The 13,240-nt window shown below is 60.5% G+C and carries 17 protein-coding genes; 8 read left to right on the top strand and 9 right to left on the bottom strand.

Annotation, left to right across the window (positions count from 1 at the left end; translation table 11 throughout):
* Window positions 1-68 precede the first annotated feature (68 nt).
* The gene (locus tag E4631_RS16035; RefSeq protein ID WP_133657867.1) at window positions 69-776 is read right to left on the bottom strand and encodes a phytanoyl-CoA dioxygenase family protein; all 708 of its coding nucleotides are present in this window, start codon (window positions 774-776) and stop codon (window positions 69-71) included.
* A 52-nt stretch (window positions 777-828) separates the two neighbouring features.
* On the opposite strand from E4631_RS16035, the gene E4631_RS16030 reads away from it, so the two are divergent.
* The 3 genes from E4631_RS16030 (at window position 829) to E4631_RS16020 (ending at window position 1,834) form a co-directional block, all read left to right on the top strand.
* Complete coding sequence (locus E4631_RS16030) at window positions 829-1,275, top strand: hypothetical protein (protein WP_133657866.1); 447 nt, start codon at window positions 829-831, stop codon at window positions 1,273-1,275.
* A gap of 165 nt (window positions 1,276-1,440) precedes the next feature.
* Window positions 1,441-1,644, top strand: a complete 204-nt coding sequence (locus E4631_RS16025) for a type II toxin-antitoxin system HicB family antitoxin (RefSeq protein ID WP_133657865.1) — start codon at window positions 1,441-1,443, stop codon at window positions 1,642-1,644.
* Between the two features lie 4 nt (window positions 1,645-1,648).
* Window positions 1,649-1,834: a type II toxin-antitoxin system HicA family toxin gene (locus tag E4631_RS16020; RefSeq protein ID WP_133657864.1), complete on the top strand. Its 186-nt coding sequence runs from the start codon at window positions 1,649-1,651 to the stop codon at window positions 1,832-1,834.
* Between the two features lie 7 nt (window positions 1,835-1,841).
* Here E4631_RS16020 and E4631_RS16015 read toward each other — a convergent pair whose 3' ends face one another.
* The 4 genes from E4631_RS16015 to E4631_RS16000 form a co-directional block, all read right to left on the bottom strand.
* On the bottom strand, window positions 1,842-2,126 hold the full coding sequence (locus tag E4631_RS16015) for a hypothetical protein (protein WP_133657863.1): 285 nt from the start codon (window positions 2,124-2,126) through the stop codon (window positions 1,842-1,844).
* Window positions 2,127-2,130: 4 nt separating this feature from the next.
* Window positions 2,131-4,122 carry a (E)-4-hydroxy-3-methylbut-2-enyl-diphosphate synthase gene (gene ispG, locus E4631_RS16010; RefSeq protein WP_133657862.1) on the bottom strand — a complete coding sequence of 664 codons (1,992 nt, stop codon included), beginning with the start codon at window positions 4,120-4,122 and terminating at the stop codon, window positions 2,131-2,133.
* A gap of 208 nt (window positions 4,123-4,330) precedes the next feature.
* Window positions 4,331-5,212: a PAS domain-containing protein gene (locus E4631_RS16005; RefSeq protein ID WP_166648108.1), complete on the bottom strand. Its 882-nt coding sequence runs from the start codon at window positions 5,210-5,212 to the stop codon at window positions 4,331-4,333.
* 46 nt (window positions 5,213-5,258) lie between these two features.
* Entirely contained in the window at window positions 5,259-5,618 is a 360-nt protein-coding gene (locus tag E4631_RS16000) for a hypothetical protein (protein ID WP_133657860.1), read from the bottom strand.
* Between the two features lie 234 nt (window positions 5,619-5,852).
* Between E4631_RS16000 and E4631_RS15995 the strand changes: the two genes are divergently transcribed.
* Window positions 5,853-6,407, top strand: a complete 555-nt coding sequence (locus E4631_RS15995) for a hypothetical protein (protein WP_133657859.1) — start codon at window positions 5,853-5,855, stop codon at window positions 6,405-6,407.
* A gap of 21 nt (window positions 6,408-6,428) precedes the next feature.
* Here E4631_RS15995 and E4631_RS15990 read toward each other — a convergent pair whose 3' ends face one another.
* From E4631_RS15990 to E4631_RS15980, 3 genes are all read right to left on the bottom strand, one after another.
* Window positions 6,429-7,355, bottom strand: a complete 927-nt coding sequence (locus tag E4631_RS15990) for a D-2-hydroxyacid dehydrogenase (protein WP_133657858.1) — start codon at window positions 7,353-7,355, stop codon at window positions 6,429-6,431.
* A gap of 121 nt (window positions 7,356-7,476) precedes the next feature.
* Window positions 7,477-7,890 carry a hypothetical protein gene (locus E4631_RS15985; RefSeq protein ID WP_133657857.1) on the bottom strand — a complete coding sequence of 138 codons (414 nt, stop codon included), beginning with the start codon at window positions 7,888-7,890 and terminating at the stop codon, window positions 7,477-7,479.
* Between the two features lie 143 nt (window positions 7,891-8,033).
* Entirely contained in the window at window positions 8,034-8,741 is a 708-nt protein-coding gene (locus E4631_RS15980) for a hypothetical protein (protein ID WP_133657856.1), read from the bottom strand.
* Between the two features lie 222 nt (window positions 8,742-8,963).
* Between E4631_RS15980 and E4631_RS15975 the strand changes: the two genes are divergently transcribed.
* From E4631_RS15975 to E4631_RS15965, 3 genes are all read left to right on the top strand, one after another.
* Window positions 8,964-9,377, top strand: a complete 414-nt coding sequence (locus tag E4631_RS15975) for a 6-carboxytetrahydropterin synthase (RefSeq protein ID WP_133657855.1) — start codon at window positions 8,964-8,966, stop codon at window positions 9,375-9,377.
* Window positions 9,367-10,050: a GTP cyclohydrolase I FolE gene (gene folE, locus E4631_RS15970; protein ID WP_133657854.1), complete on the top strand. Its 684-nt coding sequence runs from the start codon at window positions 9,367-9,369 to the stop codon at window positions 10,048-10,050. Before E4631_RS15975 ends, folE begins: the two co-directional genes overlap by 11 nt.
* Window positions 10,051-10,140: 90 nt before the next feature.
* The gene (locus tag E4631_RS15965) at window positions 10,141-11,049 is read left to right on the top strand and encodes a TIGR01777 family oxidoreductase (RefSeq protein WP_133657853.1); all 909 of its coding nucleotides are present in this window, start codon (window positions 10,141-10,143) and stop codon (window positions 11,047-11,049) included.
* Window positions 11,050-11,100: 51 nt separating this feature from the next.
* Here the strand turns inward: E4631_RS15965 and E4631_RS15960 are convergent, their stop codons facing one another.
* Window positions 11,101-11,610: an HAD-IIIA family hydrolase gene (locus E4631_RS15960; RefSeq protein WP_133657852.1), complete on the bottom strand. Its 510-nt coding sequence runs from the start codon at window positions 11,608-11,610 to the stop codon at window positions 11,101-11,103.
* A gap of 97 nt (window positions 11,611-11,707) precedes the next feature.
* On the opposite strand from E4631_RS15960, the gene hemG reads away from it, so the two are divergent.
* Window positions 11,708-13,099, top strand: a complete 1,392-nt coding sequence (gene hemG / locus E4631_RS15955) for a protoporphyrinogen oxidase (RefSeq protein ID WP_133657851.1) — start codon at window positions 11,708-11,710, stop codon at window positions 13,097-13,099.
* Window positions 13,100-13,240 lie beyond the last annotated feature (141 nt).

Raw genomic sequence — 13,240 nt, 5'->3', positions numbered from 1 at the left:
GCCCCTACCCCCGCTGGCAGCGGCGTAGCAAAGATTGAGTTGAGCTACTACACGTTGCGCCGCTCGCGCTAGGCCAGCCCGGCGGGCAGCTCTTCGCCCGAAAACTCCAGGTGAATGACCCGGCGTGGCCGGGCACTGGTACTGCGGCTAGAGGCGTGTAGCAGCAGCGGCTTCATGAGCATGCCGCCGCCAGCGGGTACGGCGCACATAGAGGGGGTAGCAGCCTGACTGGCAATAGCTTCGGGCGGCACCACGCCCTGCCGGTGCGAGCCGGGCACCACTTTCAGCGCGCCGTTGGTAGCGTCGCAGTCGTCGAGGTGTAGGCGCAGGGTTACGGTGTTTTCGAGAATAGTCACCGGCGGCTGCACGGCCACCCAGCCCGCCTTGGCAGTCCAGGGGCCAAAGCCAGGCTGGTCGGCGCGCTGCACTACGTTTATCATCAGGTCCTGGTGCCAGGCCACCAGCCAGTTGGAGCCGGCCGGCTTGTCAAAATAAATAGCCTTGGTAAGGTGGCAGCCGGCGGGGAATAAGTCGGCTAGTACTTCGCGCAGATTCGGCGTATTTAGCAGGGGTAGCAACTCGGGTATTTCGCCTACCAAATTGCGAATGGCAAATACGTCCTGACTACGGCGGAAATTGGGGCCAGCCGCCGGGGCGCTTTCGATGCAGTGGAGCAGGGCAGCAATTTCGGCCGGCGTGTACAGCTGCGGAATTATGGCGAAGCCCTGAGTAGAAAACTCCTGGATAAGCGCGGGGGTAGCAAGCGAGCGGGGCATAAGCGGGCAAATTACGGCGCCTGTATCTTCGACCAACGCAACCGCCGCTCGTGTGGAACCCAAACGCTACCTCCGGCAGCTTTCGCGCGGGGCCAACAACGCCACCATTGCCCTTTCCGAGACTGAAGTCGGCAGGATTTTCAGCCAGGACACGCGCTCCGATATTGGCTCGGAGGCCGAGAAAATGCGCTTCGCTAATGAGGTCAACGGCCTGGTGGTGAAGTTTCATCGCCTGGAAGCGAACGAAGTGCTCGGCGTCGATATGCTCGTGATGGAACGCCTCTACCCCCTCGATTTTCGCGCCCACAAAGTAGAGATGCGCGAGATACAGGTTGACGTGTTCACCGATGAGTTGCGGGCATTACACGCCGCTGGTTTCGCGCATCACGACCTCCAGCGGCCCTCCAACCTACCCGGCGAGCGGTTCGATAATATCCTGCTCACCGCCCAGGGCCTGCGGCTGATTGACGTGGGTATTTCGGTGCTCGGCGCCAGGTAGGCGAGTCCTTTTTCAACGCTTACGTGCAGCGGGAAATGGAGGAATTTGCGCGGTTTAGGACGTTTTTTTTGGGGCGGTAGTGGTAAAGCAACGCCCAAACTTCAGGCACAAAAAAGCGCCATTATTGTTACCTTAGCCCTACGTCAATTTATTCGGTTGTCACTTATGAAATTCACGCTTCTTATTCGCCAGGGCAAAACCCAACTCATCGGGCAGTTGAAAGAAATTCCAGGCGTGCTGACGCAAGGTCAAACGGTAGCCGAAGTGAAAGAGAATATCCAAGATGCCTTGGCGCTCTACCTAGAGGACATGCGCGAAGAGGAAAATGATGCGGCTATCATTGCCAGCGAGGAAGTAGAATTCGCGTAGCAGCATGAAGCGCGGAAAATTCGTTAAGCACCTCGAAGCGCATAATTGTCCGCTGCACCGGCACGGCAGCCGCCACGATATTCATAAAAACGAACAGACTGGCAAGCGCACCAGCGTGCCACGGCACGGCGATATTGACGAGGAACTGTGCAAGGAGATTTGCAAGCAATTGGGGATTCCGAAACCATAAGCAGCCGCTAGTCACCAAAAGCTATTACGCCGCAATTCAACTCTACTACTCTCTGCAATAGCTTTTTCAGAACATCAAATTGCTCGCTATTAGCCCTTTGAAACTGAGGCAGTTTTTGCTTAACCTGTACATTTGACCAGCGAAAATCATCGAAAAAATCGAAATCATATTCGATGATATGAGCATGCTGCGCTTGTTCAAACTCACGCATTGTAATTCCTCCAGCATACTCCGCCTGCGTGAGTGCAAAGTTGCTAGACTGCTCATCGCTGATAAAAAAGAAGTCCAGCATAGGGCTACACTCCTACCGGCTCGACGGGCACCACTTCCTTCTCAATCCACTTGCCGTCCTCGCGCATTAGCTCGATTAATTCGTCCACGGCGTTGGCCTCGGGCACGGCTTTTTTGATGACTTCCTGGCCGCGGTAGAGGGCGATTTTGCCTTTCCCTACCCCCACATAGCCGTAGTCGGCGTCGGCCATTTCGCCGGGGCCGTTCACGATGCAGCCCATGATGCCGATTTTAATACCCTTGAGGTGGTCGGTGCGCTGGCGAATCATGGCGGTGGTTTCCTGCAGGTCGAAGAGCGTGCGGCCGCAGCTGGGGCAGCTGATGTACTCGGTCTTGCTCATGCGGGTGCGCGCCGCCTGCAAGATGCCGAAGCTCAGCTGGTTGTAGCTACTCAGCAGCTCCAGCCACTCGGCTTGCGGGCGCGGGGCCAGCAGCTCGGTACCGAGCACCACGCCATCGCCGAGGCCGTCGATGAGCAGGCCGCCGAGGTCGGTGGCCGCGTCGAGCTGGGTTTGCTCCAGGGGCTGATCGGGGTAGTCGCGCACCAGCAGCACGGGGCAGGTTACCTGGTTATTGAGCAGCTCGAAGAAGGCCCGGCGCATTTCGGGCATGGCGTGGGCGTTGGTGGTGGCCAGCACCAGCACCACGGTAGGGTCGTGGCGCAGGTGCAGCAGCAGATTCTGGTCGAGGGCGTCGAGGCTCGTGTACAGAAAGTTGAGCTTGGGGTGGCGGGGCGGGTTGTCGGTGTAGCGGTCGGCCGTCATCAGGGGGTAGTGATGCAAGCGCTGGCCGGCATCGACCCAGGCCGTGTAGTTCAGCACCTCCTTCAGGCCATTGGGCAGCATAAAAGGCACCGGCCGCTCGCCGGTGTAGATGTAGTCGGCGCCCTGGTCCGACATCTGAAATTTGTCCAGAAACGCCGAGTAGAGGTGGCCGGCCGCGCGCAGGTCGGCGTATTCCAGCTGCGGCAGGCTGGCCAGGCTCACGACTACCCGCGGCACGTTCAGGCCGCCAAAATTGGCTACTTCGTGCGTGGTGCGGCGATGGTACTGGAACGGGTTAATCGGCGCGGGGCCGGCCAGCGGCTTAATGGGCTGGGCCAGCGCGGCGCGGCCGGTGTAGCGGTCGATGAGCATGCGGGCCACCGGCGCTTCGGCCTCAGGAGCTTCGGTGAGCGACACCCGCACGGTGTCGCCGAGGCCATCTTCGAGCAGCGTGCCGATGCCCACGGCCGATTTGATGCGGCCATCTTCGGCCTCGCCGGCCTCCGTTACGCCCAGATGGAGGGGGTAGGGCTGCAGGCCTTCCACGTCGAGCTTTTGCACCAGCAGGCGGTAGGCCTGCACCATCACCTGGGTGTTGCTGGCCTTCATACTCAGCACCACGTCGTAATAGTTTTCTTCCTCGCAGAGGCGCAAAAACTCCAGCGCCGACTCCACCATGCCCAGCGGCGTATCGCCGTAGCGGCTTAATATTCTATCACTTAGCGAGCCGTGGTTGGTGCCGATGCGCATGGCCGTGCCGTACTCTTTGCAAATCTTCACCAGCGGCCGAAACCGCTCGCGGATGCGCTCGACCTCGGCCGCGTAGCTGGCGTCGGTGTACTCGATTTCCTCGAATTTCTTCTTGTCGGCGTAGTTGCCGGGGTTCACGCGCACTTTCTCTATAATGCGGGCGGCCAGCTCGGCGGCATTGGGCGTGAAGTGGATATCGGCGATGAGCGGCACGTTGCAGCCGCGCGCGCGCAGCTCCTTTTTAATCGCCAGCAAGTTCTGCGCCTCCTTCACGCTGGGCGCCGTGATGCGCACGTACTCGCAGCCAGCGGCCACCATGCGCAGCGTCTGCTCCACCGAGCCCTGGGTGTCCATCGTGTCTACGGTGGTCATGCTTTGCACCCGGATGGGGTAGTCGCCGCCCATCGGCACGCCGCCGATGTTTACCACGCGCGCCACGCGGCGCTTATACTCAGTCAGGCTGGGGCAATAGGTCTTGTTCATCACGCAGATAAGCTAGGGCCGGCCAGCAAGAGCGGCGGCGCACCACAAAGGTACGGCCGGGGGGAATGGGCAATGCGTAAAAAAGGAACGGCAGGCAGACCACCGAGAAGCATCTCTTCTACGTCATCGGAACACCTGTTCTTAATGAAGCGAGCGAGCTGCTTCCCGGTGGTCTGCCTGCCGTTCCTTTTTTACATCTACCCGTCCCCTACCCCCCCACCTGCTGGCGCAGGCGCTGCACTTCGTGCTCCAACTCTAGGTTGCGGAAGGTGACTTTTGCTTCGAGGTCGGCGTAGGAGTTTTGAAGCTGCTCTTGCAGTTGGCGCATCTCGGTTACGTCGGTATTGGTGCCCAGCCAGCGCACTAGCTGGTCCTGCTCGTCGCGCACGGGCACGGCGCGGGTCAAAAACCAGCGGTACTCGCCGCTTTTGCTGCGTAGCGGGAAGGTCAGCTCCCAGGGCTGGCCGGCGGCCCAGCCTTTGCGCACAAATTCGGTTACAGACGTAATGTAATCGGGATGATGCACTTTGTCCCAGCCCCAGCCGGACATTTGGGCCAGGCCGGTGCCGGTGTAATCATACCAGCGCTTGTTGTACCAGTAGATGTGGCCATCGGGCCGGGCCATCCACGAGAGCTGGGCTACGTTATCGGCCAGCGTCGTAAACTCAGCTTCGCGCTCCTCCAGCGCATCAGCAGCCAGCTTCTGGTCATGAATATCGGTGCAGGTGCCAAACCACGTTACGATGTTGCCGGCCGCATCGCGCCGGGGTAGGGCCTGGCCTAAAAACCAGCGGTAGTCGCCCTCCTTCGCCTTAAAGCGGTACTCAATCTCGTAGTCGTCGCCCGTGGCCAGTGAGTGGCCCCACACCTGGCGGGCGCGGTCACGGTCGTTGGGGTGCAGCAGGTTATTCCACATATCGGGACCTACGCTGTCGGCCAGGGTGTAGCCCGTGTAGTCAATCCAGCGCTGGTTGAAGTACGTGTGGAAGCCACTGGGGTCGGTTATCCAGACCAGCTGCGGAATAAAATCGGCCAGAAATTGAAATTCTTCTTCCTTGTTCGAAAGCGGGGTAGCAGTAGAGTTAAGCACGGCAGGAACAGAAATAGCGTGGGATATTTTCAGAAATAAAGCGGGACTATGGGCGGTCGAGCTGCATCTCCAGGCCCGAGCTAAAATAGAGGTTGAGCTGGCTGCGCGCCCCATCGGTGGTGCGGCGCAGGCGCGTTACGAGCGCCCGCATTTCCTCAGTCGGAAAATTCAGGCTCAGGTAGGGGCGATTGAGTAGCTCGTCGCGCTGCACGGCCCAGCTGCCAATTTCGCTGAGGGTAGGCGATTGCAGCTCCAACAGCACATCGCTCAGCAGCAAGCTGGTAGCTTGCGCCAAAAAACTTGCCGGGTCGGCCCGGTTGATTACCCGGTGGGCTACCCGCCAAGCGCCCGCCAAATAAGCATCGGGTACTTGCTGAAGATTAATATCAAGTAGTAAATCGGACATGGAAGCGGGAGAAACCGAAATTAGAAAACCTTTGGTTGGATAGTATCGAAAGCATCAGGCAGGAGGATACCGGCCGTTTTTCGCTAAATTCCGTTCCTAACACAAGAAATCCGCACCGGGTTCTACCGGGCCGATACTTACTTTTAATTTACTCAAAATCAATAGTTTACTAGCAGCGCTTTCCCAACCGTCGTTTACGTTTAACGGTCTGACTGTCCTGCCGGCACGCTTTCCATGAAATACTTTTCCCTACCCCCCAACCTACCGGGCCAGGTGCTGGCCGCCGCCCGCCACACCGGCCTGCGCGCCTGGCAAAAAGGCCGCCTGTTCAGGCAACTAGCTCAGCGCACCCTCGACTCGGTACAGGAAGTGCTGCGCGCCGAAATTCAGAGTGGCCACGCCCGGCTGGTAGCCGACTTCCTGGCTGATAAGGCCTTGCCCGCCGCCCGCGCGCTGCTCTTGGAGCGCATGGCCGCCCGCCTGCTGCTGCGCATAGGCCTGCGCGGGGTTTTCATGACCAACATTGCGAGTTGGGTGCTGCCCTTCGTGCTTGAAAAGCTGTTTCAGGCCGCGCGTACCAGCGGCTTGCTCGCCCGTCTCGAAGCCAACCCCACCGTAACCGATGCCCTAAGCCGCCTCGACGAGCTGCGCCAGGCCGCCAGCCGCCTGATTTTTCCCGACGGCGCCACCGAAGCCCGCGTGCTCACCGACGAGGAAGCCGCCGCGCTGCTCCAACAGCCTGCCCGGCAACTGCCCGCCCACCACGAGCCTCCGGTAGCCGTTGATTAGCGTAGTTTCGCTAGTTTCTCGCTAATACCCACGCTTTAGCTCCACCTGGTTTTCTAGGGGCTGGCCAGCTTGTAGGCGGTGCAGGTTGCGCAGCAGCTGGGCCACTTTGCCGGCGGCCTCGTCGGGTTGGCCGCCGCCGGTGTGCTGGGTCAGCAGCACGGTGGGCAAGGTCCACAGCGGGTGGCCGGGGGGTAGAGGCTCGGTGGCCGTCACGTCGAGCACGGCCCCGGCGAGGCGGCCGGCTTGCAGCGCGGCAATCAGGGCGGGCTCGTCGGTGGTGTTGCCACGCCCCACGCTGGCGTAGATACTGTGGGGGGGTAGGGCCGCGATGAGGTCGGCCGCAAAGAAATCCTGGGCGCTGCCCGGCAGGCAATTGACCACGATATCGGTAGTGGGCAGCACCGCCAATAGTTCCTCGCGCGAGTGCAGCTGGGCCTGTGGGTCGGTGCGGGCCAGCAACTGCACCGCGCAGCCAAAGCCGCTAAGCTGCTGCCGCACTGCCTGCCCAATGGTGCCCGCCCCTAAAATAACAACCCGCTTGCCGCGCAGCAGCCCCATGCGCGCCCGAATGGGCGCCCCTACCCAGCGCTGCTCGGCCTGCAGGCGCGCAAGCTCGGGCAGCGCCCGGTACAGGGCCAGCAGGCCTGCTACCATCGTTTCGGCGCAGGGCCAGGCAAAGTAGTCGCCCATGTTGGCTACCGGCGCCGCCACCGCCAGCCCCTGGTAGCGGTCGAAGCCAGCCGAGTCGAGCTGCCACAGCTGGAGGTTAGGCAGGTCCTGCGCCAGCCACTCGCGCGGCGGGTTGCCAAAGAGCACCGTGGCCTGCTGCAAATTGGCCAGGGAGCCGGCCGGCTGGTCGGCCGCGTGCGTGATGGTGGCCGTGGGTAGTGCCTGGTGAAGGTGGGCCCGCAGGTCGTCGGGCAGTGGGCTGTACACAAATAAGCGCATTGGCAAGTGCCCGACGAGCGGGCCAAAGTGAAGCCTGCTATACGCGCCCCAACGCCAAAAGGGGTAGCGTTCTCCTCCGCAGAGTGGAACGCTACCCCTTTTACCTGGATTTGCGACGTGCTTACACGTTGCTATCCAAGCCCTTGTTATTATTTTGCAGGTCTTGCTCGGGAGTGGTGTCCGAGCCCTGCAGCTGGCCAGCGGCGGCTAGCAGGGCCGCGCTCAGCTTCTCCACGTGGGTGCGCGTATTGCCATCGGCAAACGAGGCGGTGCGGGCCGTCTCGTTGCCCAGGCGGTGCAGCAGGCTGCCTACCTGGCTGCCGTTGTAGGTGCCGCCGTGCAGGAGCGCCTTCAGGTCTTGCAGGGCTACTACCAGCTTGTGAAACTCGGGGTTGTTGGCTGCCTTCAGGTCTTCAATCCAACGCTGCAAGTGGTTATCGGTACCAGCGCGGCTAGCTTCTTCTTTCAGGTCGCCCGTCAGGAGCTTAATGGCGCCTTCCAGGTGCACCTGGTGTTGAACTTCGGTCTTTTCCATGGGTCTGTGTAAGAGGGGTGGGTAGGCGGGCTATTGCGAGCCTGCCTTCCTCCCAAACGCAAGGCGGGGCACGGGGGTTAGCCTTGGAGCAATAAAAAACCCCGCCGGTAGCCGGCGGGGTTGGTGGGGAGGGGTAGGGCAGGCTACTCAATCTTACCCATGCGCTCTTTCACGGCTTCCAGGGCTACGCGCTGGTTTACGATGTCGGCGCGGGCGGCCTCCTGCTCTTTCAGGTTAGAGTCAACTTGGTTGTTAAGCTGCTGCAATTCAGCGGCATTGACTGCTAGCTGCTGCTGAATTTCGAGCTTACGGGCCTTGTTTTTTTCGATTTCCTTTTTCACGGCGTCCGACTTGGCAATCACCGACATGTGGTTGTTTTGCGAAGTTACCAGCGCCTTTTCGGCATCGGTAATCTGGGCCACCAAGTCTTCGCGGTACATGGCGCGGGCAAAATCCTTCAGGTATTTTTCACCGGCTTTCCACTGCGTGGGCGTCGAAGCCTGGCCGAGGTAAGCGTTGCCCAGGTCAATGCTCCACCACACGCCGGTGCCCGTGGGCAGCGCCTCTACGCGGCTGATGACGCGCACGGGGGTAGGCGAAATGTCCGGAATAGTTACTCCATCCATCGTGATGGTGCCCTTGTTATTCTTAACCTTGCCGGGAAACTGGTCGCTGAGCTGCTTTATCCAGGACGTTTCCACGCGCCTGTTATCCAGCTGCATGCTTACGCGCTGGCCTTTGCGCGGAATGTTATTAATATTCTGGTCCGCTTCGTCAACGGGCGAGCGCTGCGCTGATACGTGCAGGGCGCCTAGCAAAAAGAAGCATAATAGTAAAGCGTTTCGTTTCATCGGTTAGAATAATGGAGTAGTTAAAAGAAAGTAAAACAAGGAAAAACACAAAGAATGAATACCGCCTTTATTCTCTGGACGCCCAAATTTAAGCAGCTTATTTCAATACCAAAGGCATAAAACTAAAATTTTACCACAGTTTATTTTTTCTTGTTTAAGTCCTATACGGTACCTCTGCTCTAGCAGCTTCAACAAAACCCCCTTTGGGCGGTTGCAATCCCTATGTCTCAACTCACTATTTGCCGTTCTGAACATTTCAACGCGGCCCACCGCCTGCATAATCCGGCCTGGAGTGAGGCGCGCAACCAGGAAGTATTTGGCAAGTGCAACAACCCCAACTACCACGGCCACAACTACAACCTGACGGTGCGCCTGACCGGCGACATAGACCCTGACACGGGCTACGTATTCGACCTCAAGGAGCTGAGTGATATTATTAAAAAGCAGGTGCTCAATCAGTTTGACCATCGCAACCTCAACCTCGATACCGAGGATTTTCGGGCCCTGAACCCCACGGCCGAGAACATCGCCGTCGTTATCTGGCGGCGGCTGCGGGCGGCCCTACCCCCCCGGCTCACGCTGGCCGTGACGCTGCACGAAACTGACCGTAATTTTGTCGAATATTATGGAGAATAACCTTGCCGTGCCCGCCGCCAGCCCCGTGCCGGTGGCCGAGCACCCAGACCAGCACTTACCCCTGGGCCTGCGCACCCCGATGCGCCCCGATGCCTTTGACCAGAGCAACGACCAGAAAATAGCGGCCATTGCCGGGCACTTTCGCGCCATTATGGAAGAACTGGGCCTGGACCTAACCGACGACAGCCTGGCCGGCACTCCCAAGCGAGTGGCCAAGATGTACGTGCAAGAGTGGTTTAACGGCCTCGACCCCGCGCAGCGGCCCGAAGTGCGGCTGTTTGAGAACCGCTACGAATACCAGCAGCTGCTGGTAGAGCGCGACATTACGGTTTTTTCGTGCTGTGAGCACCACTTTGTGCCCATTGTGGGCAAGGCACACGTGGCCTACCTGCCTGGCAAGCACGTAGTTGGCCTCAGCAAGCTCAACCGCGTGGTGCAGTACTACGCCCGCCGCCCGCAGGTGCAGGAGCGCCTGACGCGCCAAATTGCCGAGCACCTGCGCCAAAGCCTGGGCACCGACGACGTGGCCGTGCTCATGGAGGCCGACCACCTCTGCGTGATGAGCCGCGGCGTGAACGACACCAGCAGCTCGACCATCACCAGCGAGTATGGCGGCAGATTCTTGGAAGACAGCACCTTGCGCAATGACTTTCTGCGGCAGATAGGAAAGTAATGACTAATAACTAGTGACTAAGGGCTAACTCTTTAACTGAATTAGTCCTTAGTCACTAGTCGTTAGTCACTAATCGTTAGTCACTATAAAATGAAGATTCTCATCACGGGCGGCACGGGCATGATTGGGCAGCGGCTGGCGGAGCTGCTGCTCGACGGCGGGCACGATGTAGCACTGCTCACGCGCGAACCGCAGAAAAGCAGCCACTTCCGGCTGTTTGGCTGGGACCCGCAGGCTGGCACCATCGACCCGGCCGCCGTGCCCTACGCCGACGCCATCGTGAACCTGGCGGGCAGCAGCGTGGCCGAGGGCAAGTGGACGGCCGAGCGCAAGCACGAGATTATTCGCTCGCGCCTCGATGGGCTGGAGCTGCTGTATCGGGAGCTGGCCAAGCCGGGGCACCATGTCAAAACGTTGCTATCGGCCTCGGCCATTGGTGTTTATGGGGACCGGGGCGATGAGATACTGTATGAAGACTCGCCCATTGCCGCGCCCGGCGACGACTTTCTGGCCGATGTAGTGGTGCAGTGGGAAGCGGCGGCGCGGCGCATCGGCGAGCTGGGGCCGCGCGTGGTATTGCCGCGCATCGGCATCGTGCTTAGCCCTGAGGGCGGGGCGCTGGTGCCGATTGCCAAAACCGTGCGCTACGGCGCGGGCGCGCCGCTGGGCTCGGGCCGGCAGTACATGAGCTGGATTCACGTGGACGACCTCTGCCGCCTGCTGGTGCAGATGCTGGAAGGCCCGCTGTGGCAGGGCGAGTACAATGCCGTAGCGCCGCATCCGGCTACGAATAAGGAGCTTACCGAAACGCTGGCCCAGGTGATGCACCGCCCGCTGCTGCTGCCCAAAGTGCCGGCATTTGGCCTGAAGCTAGCGATGGGCGAGATGAGCGAAATTGTGCTGGGCTCGCAGCGCGTGAGCGCCGATAAAGTGCTCAGCCAGGGCTTTACCTATGAATACCCGCAGCTGCTGGCGGCGCTGGCCTCTTTTTATGAATGAAGAATTTGGAGTGAGGAATGAAGAATTATTCAATCGGTAATTCCTAATTTCTCATTCTAAATTCAAAATCAAGTCCGTGGCGGCGCGCAAGTCGGCCACGCGCGGCTCGTAGGCCACCGGCTCGGCGTGGCCCACCAGGATGCCGCGCACCCCGAGCCGCGCCCCGGCTTCCATATCGCGGGCCCGGTCGCCGACCAGCCAGCACTGGGCCGGGTCGAGGTGAAAGCGGGCCACGGCTTTTTCGAGCATGCCGGAGTCGGGCTTGCGAAAGATGGACTCGCTAACGGACGGATGATTGGCGGAGAAATAGAGCGCATCAATCTGGTTGCCACAGGCTTGCTGCAAGATGTCGTGGCAGGCCAGCACGTCGGCTTGGCCATATAGCCCTTTGGCAATACCGGCTTGGTTGGTGACGACCACGAGATAGTAGCCGGCGGCTTTGAGGCGGGCGATGCTCTCGGGCACGCCGGGGCAAATGCGGAAGCGCTCGGGCGTCCAGACGTAGTCGCCCATCTCTTCGTTGAGTACGCCGTCGCGGTCCAGAAAAATTGCTTTGTTCATTTTTTAGCGCTTAGCTGATAGCCTTTAGCTGTTAGCTTTCCGGTCAAGTATTCAACAAAGCTATCAGCTAAGAGCTGGTAGCTAACAGCTCAACCTCATGCGCATTGCTATCATCGGCGGCGGCCTCACGGGGCTCACGCTGGCTTATTACCTGCAAAAAGCGGGCGTGACCTACGACCTGTTTGAGGCCAGCGGCCGGCCGGGTGGCAACCTGCTCTCGCCCTACCCCCCCGCTGGCTACCAGCTCGAAGCCGGCCCTAACTCCTTGCTGCTAAGCCCCGAGTTGGACGAACTGCTAACCGAGCTGGGCCTGCAGGACCACGTGCAGGAAGCGGCCCCGGTGAGCCAGCACCGCTACGTGCTGCGCGGCGGCGAGTACCGGGCGCTGCCAGCCTCGCCGCCCGCGCTGCTGGCCAGCCCTTTTTTTAGCTGGCGCACCAAGCTGGGGCTGCTGAGCGAGCTGCTGCGCCGCCCTACCCCCCCCGTGCCGGGCGAAACGGTGGCCGCGTTCTTCAGCCGGCACTTTGGCAACGAGGTGGTGCAGTATGCCGTCAACCCGTTTGTGGCGGGCATTTACGCTGGCGACCCGGCCGAGCTGCTGCTTTCGCTCACGTTTCCGCAGCTGGCCGTGCTGGAAGAAAAATACGGCTCGCTGCTGCGCGGCCTCGCCAAAGGCCCCAAAACCGCCCGCCGCCGCACCATTACGCTGCGCGGCGGCGTGCAGGCACTCACCGATGCGCTGGCGGCCCGGCTCACGAGTTACCACCCTGGCCAGGCCGTGACGGCTGTTAATCAATTAGCAGTTAACAAGTATCAGTTAACAGTTATCCCTACCCCCTCCCTGGAGTATCAAGCACCAAGCATCCACAACCAGGAACTAGGAACCAGGAACCAACAACCAGAAACCACTTACTCGCACCTGGCGCTGGCCCTGCCCGCCTACGCGGCCGCCGAGCTGCTGGCGCCGCACTTCGCGGTGGCGGCGGCGGCGCTGGCGGCCGTGCGCTACCCCCCCATGACGCTCGTGTACTCGGCCTACGACCGCACGGCCGTGACGCACCCGCTAGAAGGATTCGGCGCCCTGAACCCGCGGGTGGAAGGCACGTATTCGGCGGGCTCCATCTGGACGAGCTCGCTGTTTCCGGACCGCGTGCCGGCCGGTCAGGTGCTGTTTACCAGCTTTGTGGGCGGCGCGCAGTTTGCGCGGCAGGCCCAGGAACCTGAGGAAGAGCAGTTGGCGGCGGTGCATCAGGAACTAAGCCAGCTCTACGGCATTGCGGGCGCGCCGCGCTGGCAGGGGCGCTACTACTGGCCGCGCAGCATTCCGCAATTCGACCGGCACCTGGCGGCGGCGCGGGCAGCCATGGCTCCGCTGGCGGCCCAGGGTATTGTGCCGGTGGCCAACTGGCAAGCCGGCGTGAGCGTGCCCGATTGCGTGAAATACGCCCGGCGCACAGCCGAGCAATTAGTAGTGAACAATGAGCAGTGAACATAATAACTCACTGTTCACTGCTCATTCCTCCCTGTTAATTGCAGGGCAAAAGCACCAAAAGGTTAGTTAGCGTCTGGGGACTGAGGAGCTAATTGGCAGAGCAGTTGTCGGAGATAGTCATCATCACGCGCCGCTTTC

The organism is Hymenobacter sp. UV11 (genome assembly GCF_004684095.1).
Lineage (GTDB): Bacteria > Bacteroidota > Bacteroidia > Cytophagales > Hymenobacteraceae > Hymenobacter.
Note: the sequence above shows the minus strand (reverse complement) of the source record. Positions and strands in the feature narration are given on the sequence as shown.

What these genes read in the sequence shown, in the direction of transcription:
- E4631_RS15980 (WP_133657856.1), bottom strand. Translation starts at nt 8,741, where the DNA reads ATGAAACGAAACGCTTTACTATTATGCTTCTTTTTGCTAGGCGCCCTG.
- E4631_RS15960 (WP_133657852.1), bottom strand. Translation starts at nt 11,610, where the DNA reads ATGAACAAAGCAATTTTTCTGGACCGCGACGGCGTACTCAACGAAGAG.
- E4631_RS15975 (WP_133657855.1), top strand. Translation starts at nt 8,964, where the DNA reads ATGTCTCAACTCACTATTTGCCGTTCTGAACATTTCAACGCGGCCCAC.
- E4631_RS15995 (WP_133657859.1), top strand. Translation starts at nt 5,853, where the DNA reads ATGAAATACTTTTCCCTACCCCCCAACCTACCGGGCCAGGTGCTGGCC.
- folE (WP_133657854.1), top strand. Translation starts at nt 9,367, where the DNA reads ATGGAGAATAACCTTGCCGTGCCCGCCGCCAGCCCCGTGCCGGTGGCC.
- hemG (WP_133657851.1), top strand. Translation starts at nt 11,708, where the DNA reads ATGCGCATTGCTATCATCGGCGGCGGCCTCACGGGGCTCACGCTGGCT.
- E4631_RS16020 (WP_133657864.1), top strand. Translation starts at nt 1,649, where the DNA reads ATGAAGCGCGGAAAATTCGTTAAGCACCTCGAAGCGCATAATTGTCCG.
- E4631_RS16000 (WP_133657860.1), bottom strand. Translation starts at nt 5,618, where the DNA reads ATGTCCGATTTACTACTTGATATTAATCTTCAGCAAGTACCCGATGCT.
- E4631_RS15985 (WP_133657857.1), bottom strand. Translation starts at nt 7,890, where the DNA reads ATGGAAAAGACCGAAGTTCAACACCAGGTGCACCTGGAAGGCGCCATT.
- E4631_RS16025 (WP_133657865.1), top strand. Translation starts at nt 1,441, where the DNA reads ATGAAATTCACGCTTCTTATTCGCCAGGGCAAAACCCAACTCATCGGG.
- E4631_RS15965 (WP_133657853.1), top strand. Translation starts at nt 10,141, where the DNA reads ATGAAGATTCTCATCACGGGCGGCACGGGCATGATTGGGCAGCGGCTG.
- E4631_RS15990 (WP_133657858.1), bottom strand. Translation starts at nt 7,355, where the DNA reads ATGCGCTTATTTGTGTACAGCCCACTGCCCGACGACCTGCGGGCCCAC.
- E4631_RS16015 (WP_133657863.1), bottom strand. Translation starts at nt 2,126, where the DNA reads ATGCTGGACTTCTTTTTTATCAGCGATGAGCAGTCTAGCAACTTTGCA.
- ispG (WP_133657862.1), bottom strand. Translation starts at nt 4,122, where the DNA reads ATGAACAAGACCTATTGCCCCAGCCTGACTGAGTATAAGCGCCGCGTG.
- E4631_RS16035 (WP_133657867.1), bottom strand. Translation starts at nt 776, where the DNA reads ATGCCCCGCTCGCTTGCTACCCCCGCGCTTATCCAGGAGTTTTCTACT.